Annotated in this window: 25 protein-coding genes; 8 read left to right on the forward strand and 17 right to left on the reverse strand. The window is 71.2% G+C overall.

The window, feature by feature from the left end:
- Positions 1-11: 11 nt before the first annotated feature.
- The 3 genes from ABEB12_RS06295 to ABEB12_RS06305 all read right to left on the reverse strand — a co-directional run bounded on the left by ABEB12_RS06295 (position 12) and on the right by ABEB12_RS06305 (position 2,911).
- The gene (locus ABEB12_RS06295; RefSeq protein WP_185062814.1) at positions 12-695 is read right to left on the reverse strand and encodes a response regulator; all 684 of its coding nucleotides are present in this window, start codon (positions 693-695) and stop codon (positions 12-14) included.
- A complete protein-coding gene (locus tag ABEB12_RS06300; protein WP_185063132.1) occupies positions 692-1,810 on the reverse strand; it encodes a histidine kinase in 1,119 nt (372 codons plus the stop codon). Before ABEB12_RS06300 ends, ABEB12_RS06295 begins: the two co-directional genes overlap by 4 nt.
- 267 nt (positions 1,811-2,077) lie before the next feature.
- The gene (locus ABEB12_RS06305) at positions 2,078-2,911 is read right to left on the reverse strand and encodes a S1C family serine protease (protein WP_345702605.1); all 834 of its coding nucleotides are present in this window, start codon (positions 2,909-2,911) and stop codon (positions 2,078-2,080) included.
- A gap of 273 nt (positions 2,912-3,184) precedes the next feature.
- Here ABEB12_RS06305 and ABEB12_RS06310 point away from each other — a divergent pair, with 273 nt between their 5' ends.
- Positions 3,185-3,649 carry a hypothetical protein gene (locus ABEB12_RS06310; RefSeq protein WP_185062816.1) on the forward strand — a complete coding sequence of 155 codons (465 nt, stop codon included), beginning with the start codon at positions 3,185-3,187 and terminating at the stop codon, positions 3,647-3,649.
- Positions 3,646-4,458, forward strand: a complete 813-nt coding sequence (locus ABEB12_RS06315; protein WP_221498229.1) for an isocitrate lyase/phosphoenolpyruvate mutase family protein — start codon at positions 3,646-3,648, stop codon at positions 4,456-4,458. Before ABEB12_RS06310 ends, ABEB12_RS06315 begins: the two co-directional genes overlap by 4 nt.
- A gap of 32 nt (positions 4,459-4,490) precedes the next feature.
- Here ABEB12_RS06315 and ABEB12_RS06320 read toward each other — a convergent pair whose 3' ends face one another.
- A complete protein-coding gene (locus tag ABEB12_RS06320; protein ID WP_185062817.1) occupies positions 4,491-5,141 on the reverse strand; it encodes a carbonic anhydrase in 651 nt (216 codons plus the stop codon).
- 159 nt (positions 5,142-5,300) lie between these two features.
- On the opposite strand from ABEB12_RS06320, the gene ABEB12_RS06325 reads away from it, so the two are divergent.
- Positions 5,301-5,690, forward strand: coding sequence for a metalloregulator ArsR/SmtB family transcription factor (locus tag ABEB12_RS06325; protein WP_221498230.1), 390 nt, complete (start codon positions 5,301-5,303; stop codon positions 5,688-5,690).
- A 103-nt stretch (positions 5,691-5,793) separates the two neighbouring features.
- On the forward strand, positions 5,794-6,717 hold the full coding sequence (locus tag ABEB12_RS06330) for a hypothetical protein (RefSeq protein WP_345702606.1): 924 nt from the start codon (positions 5,794-5,796) through the stop codon (positions 6,715-6,717).
- Between the two features lie 6 nt (positions 6,718-6,723).
- On the opposite strand, the gene ABEB12_RS06335 is transcribed toward ABEB12_RS06330, so the two are convergent.
- The 7 genes from ABEB12_RS06335 to ABEB12_RS06365 form a co-directional block, all read right to left on the reverse strand.
- Positions 6,724-6,846: a hypothetical protein gene (locus ABEB12_RS06335; RefSeq protein ID WP_345702607.1), complete on the reverse strand. Its 123-nt coding sequence runs from the start codon at positions 6,844-6,846 to the stop codon at positions 6,724-6,726.
- Between the two features lie 42 nt (positions 6,847-6,888).
- Positions 6,889-7,473: a TetR family transcriptional regulator gene (locus tag ABEB12_RS06340; RefSeq protein WP_185062819.1), complete on the reverse strand. Its 585-nt coding sequence runs from the start codon at positions 7,471-7,473 to the stop codon at positions 6,889-6,891.
- Complete coding sequence (locus tag ABEB12_RS06345; RefSeq protein WP_185062820.1) at positions 7,470-8,450, reverse strand: alcohol dehydrogenase catalytic domain-containing protein; 981 nt, start codon at positions 8,448-8,450, stop codon at positions 7,470-7,472. The genes ABEB12_RS06340 and ABEB12_RS06345 overlap by 4 nt, the downstream gene beginning before the upstream one ends.
- Positions 8,447-8,650, reverse strand: a complete 204-nt coding sequence (locus ABEB12_RS06350; RefSeq protein ID WP_185062821.1) for a hypothetical protein — start codon at positions 8,648-8,650, stop codon at positions 8,447-8,449. Before ABEB12_RS06350 ends, ABEB12_RS06345 begins: the two co-directional genes overlap by 4 nt.
- Positions 8,651-8,777: 127 nt before the next feature.
- Entirely contained in the window at positions 8,778-9,392 is a 615-nt protein-coding gene (locus tag ABEB12_RS06355) for a carboxymuconolactone decarboxylase family protein (protein ID WP_185062822.1), read from the reverse strand.
- A 127-nt stretch (positions 9,393-9,519) separates the two neighbouring features.
- Entirely contained in the window at positions 9,520-10,293 is a 774-nt protein-coding gene (locus tag ABEB12_RS06360) for an ABC transporter permease (RefSeq protein ID WP_345702608.1), read from the reverse strand.
- 176 nt (positions 10,294-10,469) lie between these two features.
- The gene (locus tag ABEB12_RS06365; protein ID WP_185062824.1) at positions 10,470-11,351 is read right to left on the reverse strand and encodes a metalloregulator ArsR/SmtB family transcription factor; all 882 of its coding nucleotides are present in this window, start codon (positions 11,349-11,351) and stop codon (positions 10,470-10,472) included.
- Between the two features lie 97 nt (positions 11,352-11,448).
- On the opposite strand from ABEB12_RS06365, the gene ABEB12_RS06370 reads away from it, so the two are divergent.
- Positions 11,449-12,786, forward strand: coding sequence for an NAD(P)-binding domain-containing protein (locus ABEB12_RS06370; RefSeq protein WP_345702609.1), 1,338 nt, complete (start codon positions 11,449-11,451; stop codon positions 12,784-12,786).
- Positions 12,787-12,865: 79 nt separating this feature from the next.
- Positions 12,866-14,035, forward strand: coding sequence for an MFS transporter (locus ABEB12_RS06375; RefSeq protein WP_185063134.1), 1,170 nt, complete (start codon positions 12,866-12,868; stop codon positions 14,033-14,035).
- On the opposite strand, the gene ABEB12_RS06380 is transcribed toward ABEB12_RS06375, so the two are convergent.
- Both ABEB12_RS06380 and ABEB12_RS06385 read right to left on the reverse strand, forming a co-directional pair.
- Entirely contained in the window at positions 13,998-14,675 is a 678-nt protein-coding gene (locus tag ABEB12_RS06380; protein ID WP_185062826.1) for an arsenate reductase/protein-tyrosine-phosphatase family protein, read from the reverse strand. The two genes, ABEB12_RS06375 and ABEB12_RS06380, sit on opposite strands and share 38 nt — an antisense overlap.
- A gap of 27 nt (positions 14,676-14,702) precedes the next feature.
- Complete coding sequence (locus ABEB12_RS06385; protein ID WP_185062827.1) at positions 14,703-15,392, reverse strand: arsenate reductase/protein-tyrosine-phosphatase family protein; 690 nt, start codon at positions 15,390-15,392, stop codon at positions 14,703-14,705.
- Positions 15,393-15,523: 131 nt separating this feature from the next.
- Here ABEB12_RS06385 and ABEB12_RS06390 point away from each other — a divergent pair, with 131 nt between their 5' ends.
- Positions 15,524-16,018 carry an ArsI/CadI family heavy metal resistance metalloenzyme gene (locus tag ABEB12_RS06390; protein WP_185062828.1) on the forward strand — a complete coding sequence of 165 codons (495 nt, stop codon included), beginning with the start codon at positions 15,524-15,526 and terminating at the stop codon, positions 16,016-16,018.
- On the opposite strand, the gene arsB is transcribed toward ABEB12_RS06390, so the two are convergent.
- The gene (gene arsB / locus ABEB12_RS06395; RefSeq protein WP_221498231.1) at positions 16,004-17,107 is read right to left on the reverse strand and encodes an ACR3 family arsenite efflux transporter; all 1,104 of its coding nucleotides are present in this window, start codon (positions 17,105-17,107) and stop codon (positions 16,004-16,006) included. The genes ABEB12_RS06390 and arsB overlap by 15 nt on opposite strands.
- Positions 17,104-17,481 (reverse strand): ArsR/SmtB family transcription factor, encoded by a 378-nt coding sequence (locus ABEB12_RS06400; RefSeq protein WP_345702610.1) that lies wholly within the window; start codon positions 17,479-17,481, stop codon positions 17,104-17,106. The genes arsB and ABEB12_RS06400 overlap by 4 nt, the downstream gene beginning before the upstream one ends.
- Before the next feature lie 128 nt (positions 17,482-17,609).
- On the opposite strand from ABEB12_RS06400, the gene ABEB12_RS06405 reads away from it, so the two are divergent.
- Complete coding sequence (locus ABEB12_RS06405; RefSeq protein WP_185062830.1) at positions 17,610-18,452, forward strand: alpha/beta fold hydrolase; 843 nt, start codon at positions 17,610-17,612, stop codon at positions 18,450-18,452.
- A 50-nt stretch (positions 18,453-18,502) separates the two neighbouring features.
- On the opposite strand, the gene ABEB12_RS06410 is transcribed toward ABEB12_RS06405, so the two are convergent.
- A complete protein-coding gene (locus ABEB12_RS06410; RefSeq protein ID WP_185062831.1) occupies positions 18,503-19,303 on the reverse strand; it encodes a class II aldolase/adducin family protein in 801 nt (266 codons plus the stop codon).
- Entirely contained in the window at positions 19,300-20,619 is a 1,320-nt protein-coding gene (locus ABEB12_RS06415) for an MFS transporter (RefSeq protein WP_345702611.1), read from the reverse strand. The genes ABEB12_RS06410 and ABEB12_RS06415 overlap by 4 nt, the downstream gene beginning before the upstream one ends.
- Positions 20,620-20,771: the final 152 nt, after the last annotated feature.

The raw sequence follows: 20,771 nt of genomic DNA on the forward strand, positions 1-20,771 counted from the left end.
CGTATCGCCCGTTACCCCGAACGAGGGGGGTGCGCCGAGGCAGGCAGGACCAGCCCGGTCTCGTACGCCACGACGACGGCTTGCGCGCGGCTGGTCAGGTGCAGCTTCGCCATCATGCGCTTGACGTGGGTCTTCACCGTGGCCTCGCTGAGCACCAACCGCTGGGCGATCTGGGCGTTGGTCAGGCCGTTGCCGACCAGGCGCAGGACCTCCGTCTCGCGGGGGGTCAGCTCGGCCAGGTGCGCGTTCGCCGCGGCCACCGTCCGGTGGTGCTGGGCGTAGGTCTCGACCAGCCGGTGGGTGATGCGCGGCGTGATCAGGACGTCGCCCGCCGCGACGGCGTGGACGGCGGAGATGATGCGGTCCGCTGGGGTGTCCTTGAGCAGGAAGCCGGACGCGCCTTCGCCGAGTGCGGTGTACACGTACTCGTCGAGGTCGAAGGTGGTCAGCACGATGATCCGGGGCGGGGCTTCGGCAGCCGCCGCCAGGATCCGGCGGGTGGCCGCGATCCCGTCCAGCACCGGCATCCTGATGTCCATCAGGATCACGTCCGGGCGGGTCTCGGCCGCCAACGCGACGGCCTCGACACCGTCGGCCGCCTCGCCGACCACCTCGAGCCCCGGCGCGGCGGTGAACAGGGCGACCAGCCCACCGCGGATCAGCGCCTGGTCGTCGACGACCAGCAAGCGAATCATGATCCGTCCTCCGTGATCGGCAGGCGCAGGGTCACGGCGAACCCGCGCTGCTCCCTCGGGCCGGCGGTGAGCACGCCGCCGTAGAGTCCGGCCCGCTCCCGCATGCCGCGGATGCCGTGCGAATCGGGCGCCGGAGGCGCCGCGGCGGATGGGTTCCCGTCATCACTCACCGTGAGGGAGAAGGTCTGCTCACCGTAGTCGAGCTCGATCCGCGCGGCCGCCGGGCCGGCGTGTTTCAGGATGTTGGTGAGCGACTCCTGCGCCACCCGGTACGCGCACAGGTCCGGCCCGGGCGACAGCTCACGGGGCCGGCCGGTCACGACCACGTCGACCGGGAGCCCGGCCTTTCGGGTGCGATCCACCAGCAGGTCGAGATCGGAGAGCCCGGGCCGGGGGCGGTAGTCCGCGTCGGGGTCGGCGTCCGCGTCGGGGTCGACCCGCAGCACGTCGAGCAGGCGCCGCATCTCGGCCAGCGCCTGGCGGCCGGCGTCGCCCGCGGCGGAGATCGCGGCCTTGGCCGTCGGCGGGTCCGTGTCGAGCACGTAGTGCGCCAGACCGGTCTGCAGGGACACGACGGCCATGTGGTGGGTGACGATGTCGTGCAGCTCCCGCGCGATGCGCACCCGCTCGTCGGCGACGGCCCGAGCCGCCCGTGCGGCGATCTGCTCCGTGCGCCGCGCCCACCGCCGGGTGGCGTCCCCCAGGCCCCACGCTCCCAGCAGCAACAGCGTGGGCATGGCCAGGCTCGACCAGATGGGCAGGCCCACACCCACGAGGAAGGCCGCCGTCGTCGCCGTCGCCGGCACGAAAGCGAGGACGGCCACCCGGCGGGGCCGCAGCGTGGCCACGGTGAACATGCCGATGATCATCCCGATACCGCTGCCCGGCAGCTCCCCGTCGCCGTAGCCGAGCATGCCGTACGCCGCCATCGCACCGGCCATGATCCACGTCGCCAGCACCGGAACCCGCTGGCGCAGGGCCACGGGCGCCACCGCGAGCACCGCCAGCAGGTAGGCGAGCCAGTCGCTCGTGCTGGTGCGCAGCGCCGTGTCCACAGCCAGAGCGGTCAGGACGGCGGCCAGCAAGGCGTCCACGAGGGCCGGCTGGTGGACCATTCGCACAGCTAGACGTTAGGCCCCCCCCGGTCGCGGTATCGCCGCCTCCCAGGGGTATCCGGATCTACCCCCGCCGGGGTAGTCCCCGCACGCCTGCGCTCGCCGGCCGGTCGCCGCCACAACAGCACGGCGCAGACCGCGGCCAGCGCCAGCGCGATCGCGGTCAGCGCGAGGATGGTGTTCGCCGCTACACCGGCGCCGAGCAGCAGCCCGGCCGCCCCCGATCCGGCGATCGAGCCGGCCCGGCCCAGCGCGGCGGACCAGCCGCTACCGGTAGGTCGTCGCGGTCAGCCGCTCGACCACCCGAAGGACCTTGTTGATCGGGATGGCGTAGCCGCTCCCCGAGGCAACCCCCTGATTGATGCCGATCACGGCACCATCCGTGGTGACCAGCGCGCCTCCGGAGTCGCCGGGGTTACCACCGGTTCGCGCTTCGATCATGTCGTACAGCACGGCGGTCCGCGGTCGCGGCATACCTTCGGCGGGGATTCGGCGGAGCAGCAACCGCAGCCGGGTGACCGGGCCCGCGCCGACCTCCATGCTCCCCCAGCCGTTGCCGATCATGGCGACTCGCTGGTTGATCCGCAGCGCGTCCGAATCGCCCAGGCGCGCGGCCGGCAGGCTCGACGCGTCACGTAGCCGCAGCACGGCGATATCCTGCGCCAGGTCCGCCCCGACCACGGTCGCCGGATAGGCGCGCCAATCGTGCAAGCTGCGGGTCGCGATGACCTCGGCCGCATCCGCGACTACGTGGTGATTGGTCACCACCAGGCCGCTCGAGTCGAGCACCACCCCGGTGGCCTGCCCGACCGGTGTCCCGGAGCTGTCGAAGACGGTGAGCTCCACCAGGCTCGGTGTCACCTTCGCGCCCAGCGCCGCCAACTCGGGGTCCAGCGGCTGCGCGGCGTCCCGGTCCGCCATCCGTAGCTCGGGCCGGAACGGTGCGGTCACGAACGTAACGGCATCAGACCGCTCGAGCCGGCCCACCAGCGCCGCGAGCTCAGTCCCGCACGTGACGCCAAGCCCGAGCAACCCCACCGAGACCACGACAAGCAGGCGCCGCACCCAGACCGCTGCCGGCCACCGCCGGCCTACGTCCATGACCGATCAGCGTGAACTCCGGCGCCCCTACTCGGGCGCGGACGAACAGGCACGACCCACCCTAGCCCGCCGCTAGTCGGGATCGGATCTTCGGCCGGCCGGTTGGGTGCGGGTCGCATTCGAAAGACGGCCACGGAGCGTGACCAGTGTTGGCCGGGTTCGGTTCGCCCGGTTCATCGAAGTCGACACCATTCTGGTTTCGTCAAGATCCAACCAGACTGGTGTCGCACTCGACGCGGCCCTGGGGCGGATTCGCTTGCGTGGGCTCAACGGTTGGCAACGCTGCGTGACTGCGGCCACCACACACCAGCCGCTCGCCATGGGGCACGGGCCCGAGCGCAAAACCCGAACGGTGACACCGCCGAACTGCTGCGCACGTTCTGGAAGCGCCTCGACGACCCCTCGGAGCGCCGCCAGTTCCTGCTCCTGGCCGAGATCTACGGCCTCGCCCTGCGAGATCGCGACCGCTACGCGAAGGTGCTGGAGGTGCTCGCCCAGGATCTCCGCGCGCCGATCGAGACCTCGTTGCGGGGCGACGGTGTGGCGCCGGCCGGCGCCGCGGCGCTGGCTACGGCGTTGCTGGCCCTGATCCGCGGCCTGCAGTTCGATCTGGCCGCCGCCGGCGACCGCGCACGCGTCGACGCCGCGTTCGGGGCCGCACTCGACGCCCTGTTGACCACCAGCGCGGTCAGTACGGCTGGTACACCGAGCACCGAACAGCCAAGGTTGGACTCATGACGATCGACCAGGCCGCGAAGGCCGAACGATTCCGGGCCCTGCACGAGCGAGCGGAGCCCCTGCTGCTGCCGAACCCCTGGGACGCCGGCACCGCTCGTCTCCTGGCCGGCCTCGGCTTCGAAGCGCTGGCCACCACCAGCCTCGGGGTGGCCGTTGCGGTCGGCCGCTCCCGGGCCAGCCGGCAGGAGGTGCTGGACAACTGCCGGGAGATCAACGAGGCGACACCCCTGCCGGTGAACGCGGACCTGGAGAACGGCTTCGCCGACGACCCGGCCGGTGCGGCGGAAGCGGTCAAGATGGCCGCCGAGGCCGGCGTGGTCGGCGCGTCCATCGAGGACCACACCGGCGACCGGCGTACTCCGATCTACGACTTCGAGCTGGCTGTCGACCGCGTCCGCGCGGCGGTGGAGGCGGCTCGCGCACTGCCCTTCCCCCTCGTCCTCACCGCGCGGGCCGAGAACCTGCTGCACGGCGTGCACGACCTCGACGACACGATCCGGCGCCTGCGGGCCTTCTCGGACGCCGGCGCCGACGTCCTGTACGCGCCCGGCCTGCGCACACTGGACGAGATGCGGATCGTGGTCTCGTCGGTGGACAAGCCGGTCAACGTGGTGATGGGCTTCGCCGACCCGTCGATCACGCTCGAGCAGCTGGCCGAGGTCGGCGTGCGGCGCGTCAGCATCGGCGGCGCGCTCTCGCGGCTGGCCCTGAAATCCTTCATGGACGGCGCCCGGCAGATGCGCGCCGGCCGATTCGGCTTCGTGGCGGACCTGTTGCCGATCTCCGAGCTGCGCCAGGCCTTCGGCTGACCGAGGGGCCTGCTCGTCCCCTACCCCTCCGGCTATGCCGACGCAGCACTCCCGGAAGGCTCGGCCGACAGTGCGCCGTGACCGGCGACCAGGTGGACCGTGCCCTCCGTCAGCCGGTAGGAGAGACCCGCGACCGCGCAGCGGCCCTGGCCGACCTTGGCCGCGAGCAAGGACGAGCGCCCGAGGAGATAGTCGGCGGTGCGCCTGATGTGCTCGTCGACGAACTCGTCCACGGTGCTCAACCCGGCCGCGCGCCCGGACAACACGCTGGGGATGACCCGGTCCACCACATCCCCCAGGTAGCCGGCGGGAGCGTAGCCGGATCGGTGCGCCTCGGCGGCGGCGGTGACGGCGCCACACGAGTCGTGTCCGAGCACCACCACGAGTGGCACCCCGAGCATGGCGACGCCGTACTCGATGCTCCCGAGCACCTCGGGCCCCGACACGTGGCCAGCCGTGCGCACCACGAAAAGATCGCCGAGACCACGATCGAAAATGATCTCGGCGGCCAACCGCGAATCGGAGCAGCCGAACAGCACGGCGAACGGGCGCTGCGCGGGCGCCAACGCGGTTCGATGATCAGCGTCCTGGTTCGGGTGCAGCCGGTCACCGCGTACGAAGCGGCTGTTTCCCTCCATCAGCGCTGCGAACGCCTCGGCGGGTGAGGACGGGAAATCCGGCATACGGGAAGTATGTCCCACCCGTTCGCCCACCAGCCCGCCGAGTGCCGCGTGAGCGGCACGCGCTCGGGGCCGAACCTGGACCATTGCTAACGTTGCGGCCATTGACAGGTCAGTGGAGGTTCAGGGGTCCGTGGACAACCAGCGAACGGCTCGCACGCCATGAGCCGACCCCTCTACCAGCTCAAGGCCGAGTTCTTCAAGACGCTGGGACACCCGGTCCGGATCCGCGTGCTGGAGCTGCTCAGCATCCGCGAGCATGCGGTGGCGGAGATGCTCCCGGAAGTCGGGATCGAGCCGGCGAACCTCTCCCAACAGCTGGCGGTGCTGCGACGGGCCGGGCTGGTATCGACCCGCAAGGAAGGTTCGACGGTCTACTACTCGCTGATCAGCCCGCACGTCGCGGAACTCCTCCGAGTGGCCCGGGCGATCCTGACCGGGGTGCTGACCGAACAGGTCGGCCTGCTCGAGGGGCTGCGCACCACCACACCGGCCTCCAGCCTCACGCACCCCGAAGACGACCACCCGTCAGGACCCTCACCTCAGTTCTGAGGCAGCCGCAACGGTGGGGGCACACGGCGACGCCCCCCGCCCGCTCGACGACTCCGGCGCGGCGGCGGTTGGTAAGATTTGCAAGATTTCATACATTCAACGAATGCAAGTACCACGGCCCGGGCGCACACCAGTCATCCTGGTGGCTTGCGCGCACGACGAGGATCCCGCCCGGGTGGTGGAAACCGCGGCAACCGCGCGCCGGCTCTCCGCGTCGCTCGAACGTCACGGACGCGTCCGGGCGCATGCGGTGTGGTTCCACCCCGACGACCTGGACGATTTCTGGGCCTGTGTGGCGAGCGAGGAACCCGCCCTCACCGTCGTACTGCCGAGGGTCAACCCGACGCTGCGGGAGAACGCGCTGGCCAGGCGGCAGGAGCCTGGCGGCCCGGTGATCGTGAGTGGGGACGATGCGAGCGCCGTCGCGCTCACCGCCGCGACGTTGATCAACGTCAGCCACCGCCGCCGCGGCACCACAGCGGCCCGCGTCCTGCTCGCTCACCCGGCCCGGCTCCCGAGCCTCAATCCGTTGCTGTCAGCGGCGGAAGTCGGCGAGTTGACCTTGTGGAATCCGGCCGACGCGGTCGCGTTCCCACTGAAAGGGATCGCTCGAGAAGTCGACGTCGTCATCAATCTGCTGGACAGGCCCGACGACCACCTCGCCGAGCCGTATCGGTCAGAAGCCGACACCAACTGTGATGTGCCGATCGTGCTCGAACCCGACAACGTCACCGACCCGCTCCTGGTACTGCCGGGCCTGCTGCAGGCTCTCGCCGTCCGGGCCCGGTCCGCGCCAGGCCTGGCCGAGCTTGACCGGGCCTACCAGGACATGTGCCTTGCCTGCGCCCTCGAACTGGTCATGGCGACACCACCGGCGCAAGCGTCCTTACCCCGGCCCGGCCCCGAACTGACCGCACGTCTGGCCATCGCGGCGATCGGTTCCGCCACCCGCCAGGCCCGTCCGTCCCACCGCGGGCCGGGGTCGAACGGGGCGGCCGGGCCGGACGCCACGGCCGATGGCCGGTGAGCGGCATCAATGCCGGCGGCCGGCGCGGTCCACCCAGGACCGGGGCCAGTCCGCGGCCAGCCAGGTGGCGACGGCGTCGGCGAGCGTTGCGTCCAGCTCGGCCCGGCTGGCGCGCACCCACGACTGCACGGTGACGTCATGGGGGCCGGATGGTGCACCGGGACCCGGCCGTCAGGTCGATCGCGGTATCAGGTCCTCGGCCAATGCCCCGAGCCGGACGGCCGGCCCGCCGGTCGGGTAGATCCCGCCGACCGCGAACGCGCCGACGACAGCGATATGGAGCTGATCGGCCAGCCGGTCGCTGTCGTTGACGGCGAGCCGTGCCGTCAACGCGCGCAGCCGCCGCGCCAGTTCGTGTTCGTGCTCGGCGCAACGCCGCCGGATTCGCTCCGCCTGGTCACCGCCGAATTCCGCTGCCGTGTTGACGAACGCGCAGCCGCGGTAGCCCTCGCTGGTCGCCAGTTCCTGGATCCAGGCGAGCTGGGCATCGAGCTCGGCCCGGGCGTCGGCGTGACGCGCCGCGACCCGGTCCCACTGAGCCCAGAAGTCGAGGTCGCGCTGCCGCAGCACAGCGAGAATCAGGTCGTCCTTGGCCGGGAACCATCGATACAGGCTGGCCTTCGCCATCCCCGCCCGCCGCACGACCTCGTCGACGCCGATGGCCCGCACACCGTTGTCGTAGAAGAGTTCGGTCGCGATGCCGACGAGCTTGTCCCGCACCGCGACACCACGCAGCTGCTTGGGCTTGTCGCTCATGCGCCCTCCGGCGTGTTCACCACGATCGCGGCCTTGCCGAAGCCCCGCCGGTCGGTGACCCAACGCTGGGCGTCGGCGGCGCGGGCGAGATCGAACTCGGCGCCGACAACGACGCGAACCGCGCCCGAATCGACCAGCTCCGCGATCGCCCCGAGTGCCACGGGATCGGATTCCACCAGACATGAGGCCGCGCGGATACCCCGCTCCGCCGCGGCGGCCCGGTATCCCTTGATCGACCATGCGGTCGCCAAGGCGATCGCGCCGCCGGGCGTCACGCGGTCGAACAGCGAGGCACCGAAATCGTGTCCCACCAGATCGAGCGCCGCGTCGACCTTCCCGATCGCCGTGACGGCGCCGGGATCGGTGTAGTCCACGCAGGTGTGCGCACCCAGTTCGCGCAGTGTGGCGTGGTGACCAGGACGCGCCAGGGCGGTGACCGTGGCGCCGCGCGCGACCGCCAACTGCACCGCGACGTGACCCACACCGCCGGACGCTCCGCTGACCAGAATGCGCCGACCGGCACGGGCCCCGACCGCGTCGAGCATCTGCCACGCCGTCAGCGCGGCCATCGGCAAGGACGCCGCCTCCGCGAAGGACACCGACCTCGGCATCGGCACCAGGTGATACGCGGGAACGGTCATGTATTCGGCGTACGTGCCCGCGGGATGGGGAAACCAGGCCAGACCGTAGAGGCGATCGCCCACGCCGTGGCGGGTTACCCCGTACCCCACCGCATCCACCACACCGGCGACGTCCCATCCCGGGATGCAGGGCAGCCGCATGGACTGCTCGTAGCCGGCGTTGCGGCCGGTGTGCATGTCGACCGGGTTCACGCTGGTCGCCCGCACCGCGATGCGAACCTCCCCCGCTGCCGGCTCAGGCCGTGGCACGTCGGCGATCTCCAGCGGCGATCCCCACTGCTCGTGCCGAGCCGCGCGCATCGTTGTGCTCGCCGGCCGGCGAGCACCGACGATCATGACGCGCCGACCAGGGCGGCAGCCTCGACGCCACCTTCGAGCTCGGCCCCGACGTAACGGGATCCGAGCGAAGGTGACTCGAGCACGCCGCCCGGGTGGTACACCGCCATCGTGGCCGCCACGTCCTGCCGGCTCTTCGTCTGCGCCGACCGTTCGACGATCTCGACGGCTTCCCTTGCATCCAGAGCCTGCGCAGCCATGTGCCACTCGCTTCCATCGGATGAAATCGAGACAGGTCGGTCTCGATTTCAAGATAGGAGTGGACCGCCGGGGCGTCAAGCCCCGCCGCGGCCCGAACCATCCGTCAGCGAGCCTCCTGGCTCATCGCTACCTCGCCCGTAGGGCGCTGTAGCGCCGTTTGAGCAGGTGGTCTCGGTTCAGCGGGGAGTGTGCTTCGTCGGGGGCGGGCCGGTGGCGGATGCCGACCGAGTTGAGCACCCCGAACATGCGGACCAGGTGGATGATGCGCAGGTCGTCCTCGTCGGTGGCGCCGGGCCGCACGGCGCCGACCAGGGTCAGGGTGCGCTCCAGGTAGCGGACTTCGTCGGGCAGTCCCGCCCGCCGGGTGGCGTGGACCAGGTCGTGACGGATGGCGGCCGGACCCAGCCCACACAGCCGGGCGAAGTCCAGCTCGTCGAGCGGGAACAGCCGCTCATGTTCGCGCAGGTAGGCCAGCTCCAGTGCGCGGGCGTGGCCGTGGGTGCAGTACTGGCAGCCGTTGACCAGGGAGATGGCCACGCACAGCAGGTGCGTGCGGATCGGCCCGAACGTGGCCAGCGTGCGCTCGTAGCGCGGCATGTTGCCCAGGAACCAGCTCAGCGCACTCCTTGGGCCGAGCTGGCTGACGGCGGGCGCGATCAGGCGTGGCGGGAATCCCCACAGTAGGGTGCACACACCCTCGAGCAGCCGCGTGACGGCACGCGCCAGTACCTGGGCCGCCATCGAGATCTCCCACTGGGTGGCTGAACGCTCACGCTGAGCAATCCTCGATCGAAACGTACTACCGGTGGGGGACACCGGATCGACCGGTCCCCGCTGTCGCTCGAGACCAGCGGCGACGACGGCCCCATCAGCGAGAGCCGGCTTTCAGGGCGCCGGGGCTTCTCGTGATGTGGCCGCGTGCGACGAGTTCGGTGGTGGCGGTGACGGCGATGATCTCGGCGGCGAGCAGGCCGATCAGGACGAGGAGCTGCGCGGCGCCGGCCTGGACGGGGTTGCCGCTGCCCAGCAGGACACCGACGAAGGCGCCGGGGAGCGTGACGAGCCCGACGGTGCGGGTCTGGTCCAGTGGCGGCACCAGCGCGAGGGTGGCGGCGGGGCGGCAGAATTCGAGTGCGGCGTCCCGGTCGAGCAGCCCGAGGGAGAGCGCCGCTTCGTATTCACCCCGGCGGGTGGTGAGTTCGTCGAGTGCGCGTCGCCCGGCGAGGGAGGTGGCGGTCATCGCACCGCCGATGATGATCCCGGCGACGGGAACCACGGCGATCCCCGTCGGGGGCACGGCCCCGCAGGTCAGCACGACGGCCAGCACCGGAACAGTGCCGGCAGCGATCGGCAGCGCGGTCCGGACGAAGGCGACCGGCCCTCGGCGGCCGTGTGGGTCGATCCGGCGGGTAGAGGTCCAGGTGGCGGTGGTGAACATGACCAGGACGAAGGCGATTGTGAGCCACCACGAGCCGACCACGGCCACGATCACCGCGGAGACGACGGCGAGTTGGGCCGTCGCCCGGGCCGCGGCGGTGAGCGCGGCGCGGGCGATGCCCAGTCGTGCCGTGGCGGCGACCGCGACGGCCAGCAACACCAGGACGATCAATGCGACCGCGAGGCCCCGGCCGGCGGCGATCACCGGTGGCCGGCCGACGAAGTGGCAGTTGGAGGCCATCGAGTGCTGGTAGGCACCCGAGGCCGGTACGGCGACCAGGTCACCGGGACGGATCTCCGGAACACCCCAGTCGCGCCGATGCCGGCCACAGTCCCGGCTCGAGCCGAGTGCGCGGCGAGGTGGCTGCTGGTGAACACGGATCAGTCGTCGGGGTCGGTGGCGCGGCGGCGTTCGAGCAGGACGGTGTCGCGCCAGGTGCCGTGGTGGCGGGCGATGCGCTCGCGCACGCCGAGGGTGCGGAATCCGGCGGATTGGTGCAGGGCGATACTGGCCCGGTTCTCGGGGAAAATCGAGGTCTGCAACGTCCACAGCCCGCCACAATCGGCGGCGATCACCTGCTGGCGGATGAGTGCCTTGCCGATTCCGCGACCGCGTAAGCCTTCGCCGACGCAGATCGACGTCTCGGCGACACCGGCGTAGGCCGGGCGGCCGGACACCGGCGCGGCGGCGGCCCAGCCGACAACCTTTCCGTCGTGTTCGGCGACCCAGCGGTGGCCGGGCAACCAGGTGTGGTCGAGGTGACGGCGGTCGGGGACCTCGGTTTCGAAGGTGGCGTGGCCGGTGGCGATCCCTTCGGCGTAGATGCGCCGTACCGCCGCCCAGTCCCCGGACTCCAGGGCGCGGACGGTGACGTCGTCGGGGGTGTCCTCGGGGCAGCACGGGCGCGGGCCGAGCACCCCCATGACGGCGTCGGCCGCGTGCGGCAGGCCGGTGCAACAGGCCGGGTTGACCGACACGAGGGTGGTGGTGCCCTCCTTGCGGAGCCGGACGAACCCCACGTCGGCGAGCTTGCGCACGTGGTGGCTACAGGTGGACTGGCTGATGCCCAGTCGTTCGGTGAGCGCGCCGATGCTCACTTCCCGCCCGCCCACCGCGATCGCGTGCAGCAGCCGCACCCGCATCGGTTCGGCCAGGCAGGCGAACCACTCGGCGTAGGTGGCCGCGTCCGCCGCCGCGAGCTGCACAGGCTCGGGTCGGTCCGTCGAGGGATCGATCAGGGTGAGTGGTCGCGCCGCGCTCATGCCGTAAGTATCGACCGTAATCGATGGTTGCGTCAATCGATACGTGTCGATACATTCAGCCAAGATAGATCGACGCGTATCGATGGAGGTTGGGGTTGTGAGCGCAAGCGAGTTGCCGATCGTCGTGGTGGGCGCCGGGCCGGCGGGGCTGGCGGCGGCCGCGCATCTGGTCGGCCGGGGGTTGCCGGTTCTGGTGATGGAGGCGGGAACCTCGGCGAGTACGGGTGTGCGGGAGTGGGGGCATGTGCGGTTGTTCTCCCGGTGGGGGGAGCTGGTGGATCCGGCGGCGGAGAAGCTGCTCGCGCCGACCGGCTGGGCCTCCCCGGACCTTGACACCTACCCCACCGGCCAGCAATGGGCCGAGGACTACCTACAGCCGCTGGCCGAGGCGTTGGGCGAGCGGGTCCGGTTCGGCGCCCGGGTGACCGGCGTGGCGCGGCGCGGACGGGACCGAGTGGTCGATGCCGGACGGGACTGTGAGCCACTGGCGGTCCACCTGGCCACGCCTCAGGGAGAACAGCGACTGCTGGCGCGGGCGGTGCTGGATGCGTCCGGTACCTGGGCCAGCCCGAACCCGCTGGGCGCGGATGGTTTCCCCGCGCTGGGCGAGCCGGCGGCGGCCGACCGGATCGCCTATCGGGTGCCGGACCTGGCCGATCCGGCGGTGCGGGCTCGGTACGCGGGTAAGCGGATCGCGGTGGCCGGCAGCGGGCACTCGGCGTTGACCGCCCTGGTCGCGTTCACCGAACTGGCCGAGGCGGCGCCGGGCACGCACGTGGTGTGGCTGCTGCGCCGGGGCGAGGTCGGAGACACCTTCGGCGGCGGCGACAACGACCAGCTGGCGGCGCGCGGCGCGCTCGGCCTGCGCGCCCGCGAGGCCGCCCAGGCGGGACACGTCACCACGGTGACCGGGTTCCGCACCGACGCGGTGCACACCGCGTCCGATGGACGCCTGGTTTTGGAGTCGGTGGACGGGCGGCGGCTGGACCCGGTGGACGAGGTCGTCGCGCTGACCGGATTCCGGCCGGACCTGTCCTGGCTGGCGGAGGTGCGGCTCGACCTGGATGCCACCCTGGAGGCGCCCAAGGCGCTGGCGCCGTTGATCGACCCGAACGTGCACAGCTGCGGCACCGTCTACCCGCACGGCGCGAACGAGCTCGCCCAGCCCGAGCCGGGGGTATTCCTGGTGGGCATGAAGAGCTACGGGCGCGCACCCACCTTCCTCGCGCTGACCGGCTACGAGCAGGTGCGCTCCGTCGCCGCTCACCTGGCCGGCGACCAGGCGGCGGCGGAGCGGGTGGAGCTGGTGCTGCCGGAGACCGGGGTGTGCAGCGGGGCCGGGTTGGAGCGGCCCACGCCTGAGGAGTCGGCGGCCGGGTGCGGTAGCGGTTGTTCGGTGACCGAGCCGGTCGGGGCTTCCTCGGGTGCCGCGTAGCCAGCGGGCGGCGCCCAGCGGGGCGACCGGCACGACCCAGCCCGGCGGACTGAGCACCGCCGGGCTGCGCCGCGTCCTGGTGGTGCTGTGCGTCACCCAGATCACCAGCTGGGGCGTGCTCTACTACGCCTTCCCCGTACTGGCCCCCGCCATCGCCGCCGATACCGGCTGGCCGGTCGCCACGATCACCGCCGCGTTCTCCCTCGGCCTCGTCGTCGCCGCGCTGCTGGGCATCCCGGCCGGACGGTGGCTGGACCGCTTTGGGCCGCGCCCGGTCATGACCATCGGCTCGCTGCTCGCCGTGCCGGCGACGCTCGGCATCGCGTTGGCGGGCTCGTTGCCGGTGTTCTTCGCGGCGTGGACGCTGGCCGGGATCGCCATGGCCGGGGTGCTCTACCCGCCCGCGTTCGCCGCGCTGACCCGCTGGTGGGGGCCACGCCGGGTGGTCGCGTTGACCGCTCTGACCCTGCTCGCCGGGCTGTCCAGCACCATTTTCGCCCCGCTCACCGCCGCGCTCCTGGAGCACGGGGGTTGGCGCGACACCTACCTCACGCTGGCGGTCATCCTCGCCGTGGTGACCATCCCCGCGCACCTGTTCGGGCTGCGCGGGCGCTGGCCCGAACAGGTGCCCCACACCGAACCCGGCCGGCCCGGCGAATCCGGCGGACGCGCGCCCCGGCAGATCATGCGCAGCCGTCCGTTCGTGCTGCTGGTGGTGGCCAACGGGCTGGCCACGTTCACCGCGTTCGCCGTCGTGGTCAACCAGGTCCCGCTGCTGCTCGAACGCGGCCTCACCACGACCGTCGCCGCCTGGGCACTCGGCCTCGGCGGCCTCGGCCAGGTACTCGGCCGGCTCGGCTACGGCCGGCTCGCCGCCGCGACCGGCGTCCGAGGCCGGGCCGTGATCATCGCGGGCCTCTCCGCCGCCGCGACCGCGCTGTTGGCCGTCCTGCCCGGCCCGGCGGCCGTGTTGATCGGCGCGGCGATGCTCGCGGGCGCCGCCCGAGGTGTGTTCACCCTGCTGCAGGCCACCGCGATCAGCGACCGCTGGGGTGCCACCCACTACGGCCGCCTGAACGGGCTGTTGACCGCCCCGGCGATGCTGGCCACCGCGCTCGCCCCCTGGGCCGGCGCGGCTGTCGCCGAAGCGGTCGGCGGCTACCCGCTGTTGTTCGTGTTGCTGGCGCTGGTCGGCGCGGCCGCCGCCGCGGTCATGGCCGGGACCGGGGTCGCTCCCGCCAGGCGGTGACGCCGAGTTCGCCGAGCAGGGCGCGGACGCGTCGTTCGATCTGGTCGCGGATCGGGCGCACATCGGTGAGGTCGAGGCCGGCCGGGTCGGGCAGCACCCATTCTTCGTAGCGGCGCCCGGGAAAGATCGGGCAGGCGTCCCCGCAGCCCATGGTGATCACCACGTCGGCGGCTTGGACGATCTCGTCGGTCCACGGTTTGGGGAACTCGCCGGAGATGTCGATGCCGCGCTCGGCCATGGCCTCGATCGCCGCCGGGTTGATGGTGTTCGCCGGTGTAGAGCCGCCGGACCAGGCCACCGCTCGGTCATCGGCATAGTGGGTGAAGAACCCGAGGGCCATCTGGGAGCGGCCGGCGTTGTGCGTGCACAGGAACAGCACCGTCGGTGTGCCGGTGAACGCTTTGCCTTCGACCTTGGCCAGGGCGCGCAGGCGTTGGCGCGCGAAGCGTTCGGCGAGCAGGGGCAGGAAGCGGGTGACGGTGGCTCGGCCGGCGAACTCGTCGTAGGAGGTGTGCAGGAACCGTTCGATCGTTTCCTGTCCGAAAATCCCGTCGAACTCGGTTCGCAGGCGGCTGGCGGCGGTTTTGAGGGCGAGTTTCTGGTCGATGGGCAGGGTCTCGCGGTGCCACGTGCTGGTCATGCTCTCCTCCGGTGAGCGTGGGCGAACTCAGCAGGCCTCGGTCGCGGTCGGTTGGATGGCGGGGGCAAGCCGGGTGATTCGGCCGGTGAGCTGGTGGAAGGACTCGTCAAAGGCCTGGTCGCCGCCGCCCCGGGCGGGGTCGGGGATCGACCAGTGCGCCGCGGCGACGTCGCCGGGGAGCTCTTCGTGGGCCCGGTCGCACACGGTGATCACCAGATCCCCCGGCCGCAGCACCTCGTCGAGCCGGCGGGGCCGGCGATCGGCGATCGGCAGCCGGTGGCGGGCGGCGGCCGCGAGTGCACCGGGATGGATCCGGTCGGCGGGCCGGGTGCCGGCCGAGTCGGCGGGCACCGGGTTGTGCCCGGTCCACAGCGCGGCGGCCAGCTGCGAACGCGCGGCATTCTCGGCGCACACGAACACCACCCGCGCCGCCTCAACGGTGGCGCTCGGGGCAAGGTCGTCCAGGACGCCGGGCACCAAGGTCAGGTAGGAGCGTCGCCGGTCCCCCTCGGAACGGACCCGGCGCACGATTCCCGCCCCGGCCAGCACGTCCACGTGGTGAGCCAGCAGGTTCGAAGCCATCCCCAGCGCACGTTGCAGCTCCGAGGGAGAGGCATCCCCCAGCGCGAGGGCGTCGACCAGCGCAAGCCGGCCGGGATCGCCCAGGGCCCGATGCAGCTCGGCTCGGCGCTCCAGTTCTGATAACTCAGTGAACATTGAGTCAATTTTCGCTGACTGGCCTGCTGGCCGTCAACCGGTCGGCGGCTAGTTCGAGATCCTTCTATCTTGACATCTATCAAATCAAGGACGAGTCTTGAATTGACAGATTTCGAACCAAGGAGGTAGCCATGTCCCGGGTTCAGCTCGCACTACGGGTTTCCGACCTGGAGGGTTCGGTCGAGTTCTATCGGTCGCTGTTCGGGGTGGAGCCGGCGAAACGCCGTCCGGGTTACGCCAACTTCGCCATTGCCGAGCCGCCGTTGAAGCTGGTGCTCATCGAGGGCAAGCCGGACCAGCCCACCGTGCTGGACCACCTGGGCGTCGAGGTGGAGACGACCGGTGAGGTCGTGGCGGCGACCGGTCGCCTGGCTGATCGGGGCCTGCTCACCCGGGTGGAGAACGACACCACCTGCTGTTACGCGTTGCAGGACAAGGTGTGGGTACACGGCCCGGGCGCCGAGCCCTGGGAGGTGTACACGGTCAAGGCCGACGCGCCCGCGGCGACCAGCATCCACCCCGTCGGCGCCACACCGACCGCGTCCGGAGACTGCGTGTGCGGCCAACCCGCCAGCGCCGACAGCGAGGACAAGGGAGCGCCTTGGCGCTCGTCAGAGACGGTCTGACGGACTCGGAAACAACCGGCGCCGCAGGGCGAGGGAGACGTAGACCAGGGCGACCAGCACCGGGACCTCGATCAGCGGGCCGACCACGCCGGCCAGGGCCTGGCCGGAGGTGACCCCGAAGGTCGCGATGGCGACCGCGATGGCCAACTCGAAGTTGTTGCCGGCGGCGGTGAACGCCAGCGTGGTGGTGCGCTCGTAGGTCAGCCCGACCAGCCACCCCAGCAGGTAAGAGCCGGCCCACATGAGCGCGAAGTAGGCCAGCAGCGGCAGCGCGATCCGCGCCACGTCCAGCGGACGGTTGGCGATCGGGCCGCCCTGCAGGGCGAACAGGATGACGATGGTGAACAACAGCCCGTAGAGCGCGAACGGCCCGATCCGGGGCAGGAACCGGGTCTCGTACCAGGCCCGACCCTTGGCCCGTTCGCCGAAGCGGCGAGTGAGGTACCCGGCCAGCAGCGGGCTACCGAGGAAGATCAGCACCGATTTGGCGATCTGCCAGGTGGACACGTTCAGGTCCGCCTGGGGCAATCCGAGCCAGCCGGGCAGCACGGACAGGTAGAACCACCCCAGACCGGCGAACGCGATCACCTGGAAGATCGAGTTCAGCGCGACCAGCACGGCCGCGGCCTCCCGGTCCCCGCACGCGAGGTCGTTCCAGATGATCACCATGGCGATGCAGCGGGCCAACCCGACGATGATCAAGCCGGTGCGGTACTCGGGCAGGTCGGACAGCAGCAGCCAGGCCAGCGCGAACATCAACGCCGGCCCGAACACCCAGTTCAACACCAGCGAAGGGATGATCAGTCGCTGGTCGGAGGTGACGGTGTCGAGCCGGTCGTAGCGGACCTTGGCCAGCACCGGGTACATCATGACCAGCAGGCCGAGCGCGATCGGCAGGGACACCCCGTCCAGGGAGATCGCGTCCAGCGCCTCCCCCAGCCCGGGGATCAGCCGCCCGGCGGCCAGCCCGGCGGCCATTGCGGCGAGGATCCACACCGGCAGGAACCGGTCCAGGGTGGACAGCTTCGCCACCACCCCCGACGGGTCGGCGGCGTCCTGTCCGGTGGTTGCCGTGTGCTCGCCGCTCATGCGTTCACCGCCGGGATCTCGTCCGGGACCAGGACCTCGGAAAGCCGTCGCAGCGCCTCCGGATGAGCCCGGTAGTAGACCCAGGTGCCGCGCCGCTCACCGGAGATCAGCCCGGCCTCGCGCAGCACCTTCAGGTGGTGGCTGATGGTCGGGCCGGTCAGGTCGAACACCCCGGTCAGGTCGCACACGCACGCCTCTCCCCCGGCATGCGAAGCGATCAGCGACAGCAGCCGCAGCCGCACCGGGTCGCCGATCGCCTTGAACAGCCGGGACAACTCGACGGCCAGCTCGACCGACAGCGGCTGGCGCACCAGCGGCGAGCAACACCCGACCACCTCGTCCGACCGGACCAGCAACCGCTTCTGTTTCGACACACATCTAGATTGACAGAATTCGATCCAGCACGCCAGATTCGCGCGCCGGCCGCGTCGTCTTCGCCGCCCTCCTGAACGGCTGACCGGCGGGCAACAGCGAGGACCACGGACCATCTACGCTGGTGAGCGTGATTGCCCGTGCTCCGGAGCAGGTCTCGGTACCGGCCGGTGGTGTGTCGTTGGCCGCCCGATACTGGCCTGGGACCCCGGCCGGAACAGCGGCGCCGGTGCTGCTGGTGCACGGGCTGGCCGCCAACGCCCGGGTGTGGGAGCCGGTCGCCGCCCCGCTGGCCGCCGCGGGACGCGCGGTGCTCGCGGTCGACCTGCGCGGGCACGGGGGCTCGGCGGGCGTGCCGGACCCGCCGGACTCCGACCCGATCCTGGTCGCCGCGCGCGACCTGGCCTGGACGTGCACCTCGCTGGGTTGGTCGCGGGTCGTGGTGGCCGGCCATTCGTGGGGCGCCAACATCGCGCTGCAACTGGCCGCCGACCTCCCGCACCTGGTCGCCGGGCTGGCCCTGATCGACGGCGGCTGGCGGCCCTACGCCGAACGCTTCACCGACCCGCACACCGCCTGGCGCAGAATGGCCCCACCGGATCTGACCGGCTGGACCCTCCCCGACGTGCGCGAGACACTCGCCGGCGCCCACCCCGACTGGTCGGACACCGCGCTCGAGGCCACCCTGGCCAACCTCGAGCAACACCCGGACGGAACGCTGCGCCCACGGCTGACCATCCGCCGCCACCACGACCGGATCACCAGCCTGTTCACCCACCAACCGCGACAGCTGCACCACCGGGTTCGCTGCCGCACACTGCTACTGGCCGCCGACGACCCACCTCACCCCTCGGCCGGTGACGCCGCCTCGGCTCTCCCCGACGCCGAACTGATCGCCTTCCCCGACGGCGAACACGACCTGCACCTGCAGTACCCGGACCGGGTAGCCGCCGCGATCGCCCACCTCGGGTGACCCGGCAGGTCATACCCCCGGACGGCGAGGTGCAGGTGCTGCCGGGTCTCCTACTCGACCACGTCGGGCTGCTCCTCACGGACCAGGTCGGCCAGTAGGTTGAAGCTGTGCCGGGCCTGGTTGGCGTTGCCGAACTGACGGTGCGCCAGGGTGGCCTCTTCGGTGGACATGATCCGGGGCGTGCCGGCGGCTTCGGCCATGAGCTGCATGTGCGCCGCTCGGTCCATGGTGATGAACCACCAGACCGCCTCCTCCACGGTCCGCCCCACGGTGAGCAGGCCGTGGTGGCGCAGGATCGCCGCCCTGGTACCCCCCATGGCCTGGGCGATCGCCTCGCCCTCGGCCTTGTCCAGCACCAGGCCCCGGTAGTCGTCGAACACGACGTGGTCGTTCCAGAAGGCGCAGGACTCCTGGATGATCGGGTCCAGCGGCCGGCTCAGCGACGCCCAGGCCCGGCCGTTGAGAGTGTGCGCGTGGGCCACCGCGACCACGTCCGGCCGGGCGTCGTGGATCGCGGCATGGATGGCGAACGCGGTCTTGTTGGTTCGCCGCGACCCGCCGACGACCTTGCCCTCGCCGTTCAGCAGCAGCAGGTCGCTCACCTTGACACGGGCGAAATGCACCCCGTACGGGTTGACCCACAGGTGGTCCGGCCACTCCGGATCGCGCGCGGTGATGTGCCCGGCCACGCCCTCCTCGAAGCCGTACCGCGCGAAGATCCGGAAGGCGGTGGCCAGCTGGATCTTGCGGTGCTCCCGCTCCTGCTCGACGGTGCGCTCCCGCACGGACTCCGGCTCCGGGTCGTCGAGCAGCTCCGGCTCGCCGCCGAGTTGCGATGGGGTGATGGTCATGACGCCTCCAGTTCCCCTTGACGCTCGGCCCAGGCCTGTTCCGGGGCCGTCGATGTGCTTTCGGTGCCGTGCGCGGTCTCCCGCGCGACCCAGACCGCCGCGATCGTCACCGCCGCGAAGCCGATCATCATCAGCGACACCGGCCAGGTCTTCCCGCCAGCGTCCGCGACCAGGTAGGTGGCCACCACCGGCACCAGACCGCCACCGATCGGCGCGGCCAGCTGGTACCCCAGCGAGGCCCCGCTGTAGCGCACGTTCGCGCCGAACAGCTCCGCGAGGAAACTCGCCTGCACGCCGTACATGACGCCGTGCCCGACCGCCATGCCCAGCGCGAACGCGCACACCACCGCGATCGGGTCACCGGAGTCGATGGCCCAGAAGACCGGGAAGGCGAGCGCGGCGGCCGCGACCGAGCCGGCCAGGTAGATCGGCCGCCGGCCGACGCGGTCGGACACCGCGCCGAACAACGGCACCGTCACCAGTTCCAGCAATGCCCCGGCCGCGATCGCGGCCAACACGAGATCGCGCGGGATCCCCAGGGTGTGCGTCGCGTACTCCAGTGCGAAAACGGTCAGCACATAGATCCAGGACAGCTCGGTGAGCCGGACCCCCAGCCCGATCAGCACGCTTCTCGGATGCCGGCGGACCGCCTGCCAGACCGGGAACCGGACCAGTTCACCACTGTTCCTGGCCCGTTCGAACTCCGGTGACTCCGGCACCCGCAACCGGATGAACAACCCGACGCTGACCAGTACCGCGCTGAGCAGGAACGGCAGCCGCCAACCCCAGGCCAGGAACTGCTCGTCGGGCAGCAGGGCCAGCAGGAAGAAGGAGAAGGTGCCCAGCCCGAGCCCGACCGGGAAACCCACCTGGACCACGCTGCCGTAGAAGCCGCGCCGGCCCCGCGGGGCGTGCTCCACCGCCATCAACACGGCGCCGCCCCACTCCCCGCCGACCGCGAAACCCTGCACCAACCGCAGCGCGACCAGCATGATCGGCGCCGCCACACCGATCTGCGCGTAGGTGGGCAGCAACCCGATCAGTGTGGTCGCCACGCCCATCGCCGAGAGCGTGCCGACCAGCATTGCCCGCCGGCCGACCCGGTCACCGAGGTTGCTCAGAATCACCGCGCCCAGCGGGCGGATCAGAAAACCCACACCGATCGTGCTGATCGCCAGGAGGCTGCTGGTCAGCCCCGCGTCCGAGGGAAAGAACAGCCTCCCGAAAACCAGCGACGCCGCCGTCGCGTAGATGAGAAAGTCATACCATTCGATCGTGGTGCCGATCGCACTCGCCAACGCGACCCGACGCGTCAACGAGGAACCATTCGCGGCACCGCACCCGGGCTCGGACATCATTGACCTCCGCCAACAGGGAAACGTGCTTCATCTCGTGGGTTGACCACGGCCAGAACCAGCCGGCCGGATCCGCGCCCCCGCATCGGCGGCACCAGTTTCTCAGATACGAG

This window comes from Actinospineispora eucalypti, assembly GCF_039543365.1.
GTDB lineage: Bacteria > Actinomycetota > Actinomycetes > Mycobacteriales > Pseudonocardiaceae > Pseudonocardia > Pseudonocardia eucalypti.

Excerpts from the sequence above, each read along its gene's own strand:
- ABEB12_RS06325 (WP_221498230.1), top strand. The coding sequence starts at position 5,301 with ATGAGCCGACCCCTCTACCAGCTCAAGGCCGAGTTCTTCAAGACGCTG.
- ABEB12_RS06410 (WP_185062831.1), bottom strand. The coding sequence starts at position 19,303 with ATGACCATCACCCCATCGCAACTCGGCGGCGAGCCGGAGCTGCTCGAC.
- ABEB12_RS06390 (WP_185062828.1), top strand. The coding sequence starts at position 15,524 with ATGTCCCGGGTTCAGCTCGCACTACGGGTTTCCGACCTGGAGGGTTCG.
- ABEB12_RS06320 (WP_185062817.1), bottom strand. The coding sequence starts at position 5,141 with ATGCCGGATTTCCCGTCCTCACCCGCCGAGGCGTTCGCAGCGCTGATG.
- ABEB12_RS06340 (WP_185062819.1), bottom strand. The coding sequence starts at position 7,473 with ATGAGCGACAAGCCCAAGCAGCTGCGTGGTGTCGCGGTGCGGGACAAG.
- ABEB12_RS06295 (WP_185062814.1), bottom strand. The coding sequence starts at position 695 with ATGATTCGCTTGCTGGTCGTCGACGACCAGGCGCTGATCCGCGGTGGG.
- ABEB12_RS06355 (WP_185062822.1), bottom strand. The coding sequence starts at position 9,392 with ATGGCGGCCCAGGTACTGGCGCGTGCCGTCACGCGGCTGCTCGAGGGT.
- ABEB12_RS06385 (WP_185062827.1), bottom strand. The coding sequence starts at position 15,392 with ATGTTCACTGAGTTATCAGAACTGGAGCGCCGAGCCGAGCTGCATCGG.
- ABEB12_RS06350 (WP_185062821.1), bottom strand. The coding sequence starts at position 8,650 with ATGGCTGCGCAGGCTCTGGATGCAAGGGAAGCCGTCGAGATCGTCGAA.
- ABEB12_RS06305 (WP_345702605.1), bottom strand. The coding sequence starts at position 2,911 with ATGGACGTAGGCCGGCGGTGGCCGGCAGCGGTCTGGGTGCGGCGCCTG.
- ABEB12_RS06300 (WP_185063132.1), bottom strand. The coding sequence starts at position 1,810 with ATGGTCCACCAGCCGGCCCTCGTGGACGCCTTGCTGGCCGCCGTCCTG.
- ABEB12_RS06380 (WP_185062826.1), bottom strand. The coding sequence starts at position 14,675 with ATGACCAGCACGTGGCACCGCGAGACCCTGCCCATCGACCAGAAACTC.
- arsB (WP_221498231.1), bottom strand. The coding sequence starts at position 17,107 with ATGAGCGGCGAGCACACGGCAACCACCGGACAGGACGCCGCCGACCCG.
- ABEB12_RS06330 (WP_345702606.1), top strand. The coding sequence starts at position 5,794 with ATGCAAGTACCACGGCCCGGGCGCACACCAGTCATCCTGGTGGCTTGC.
- ABEB12_RS06315 (WP_221498229.1), top strand. The coding sequence starts at position 3,646 with ATGACGATCGACCAGGCCGCGAAGGCCGAACGATTCCGGGCCCTGCAC.
- ABEB12_RS06345 (WP_185062820.1), bottom strand. The coding sequence starts at position 8,450 with ATGATCGTCGGTGCTCGCCGGCCGGCGAGCACAACGATGCGCGCGGCT.
- ABEB12_RS06365 (WP_185062824.1), bottom strand. The coding sequence starts at position 11,351 with ATGAGCGCGGCGCGACCACTCACCCTGATCGATCCCTCGACGGACCGA.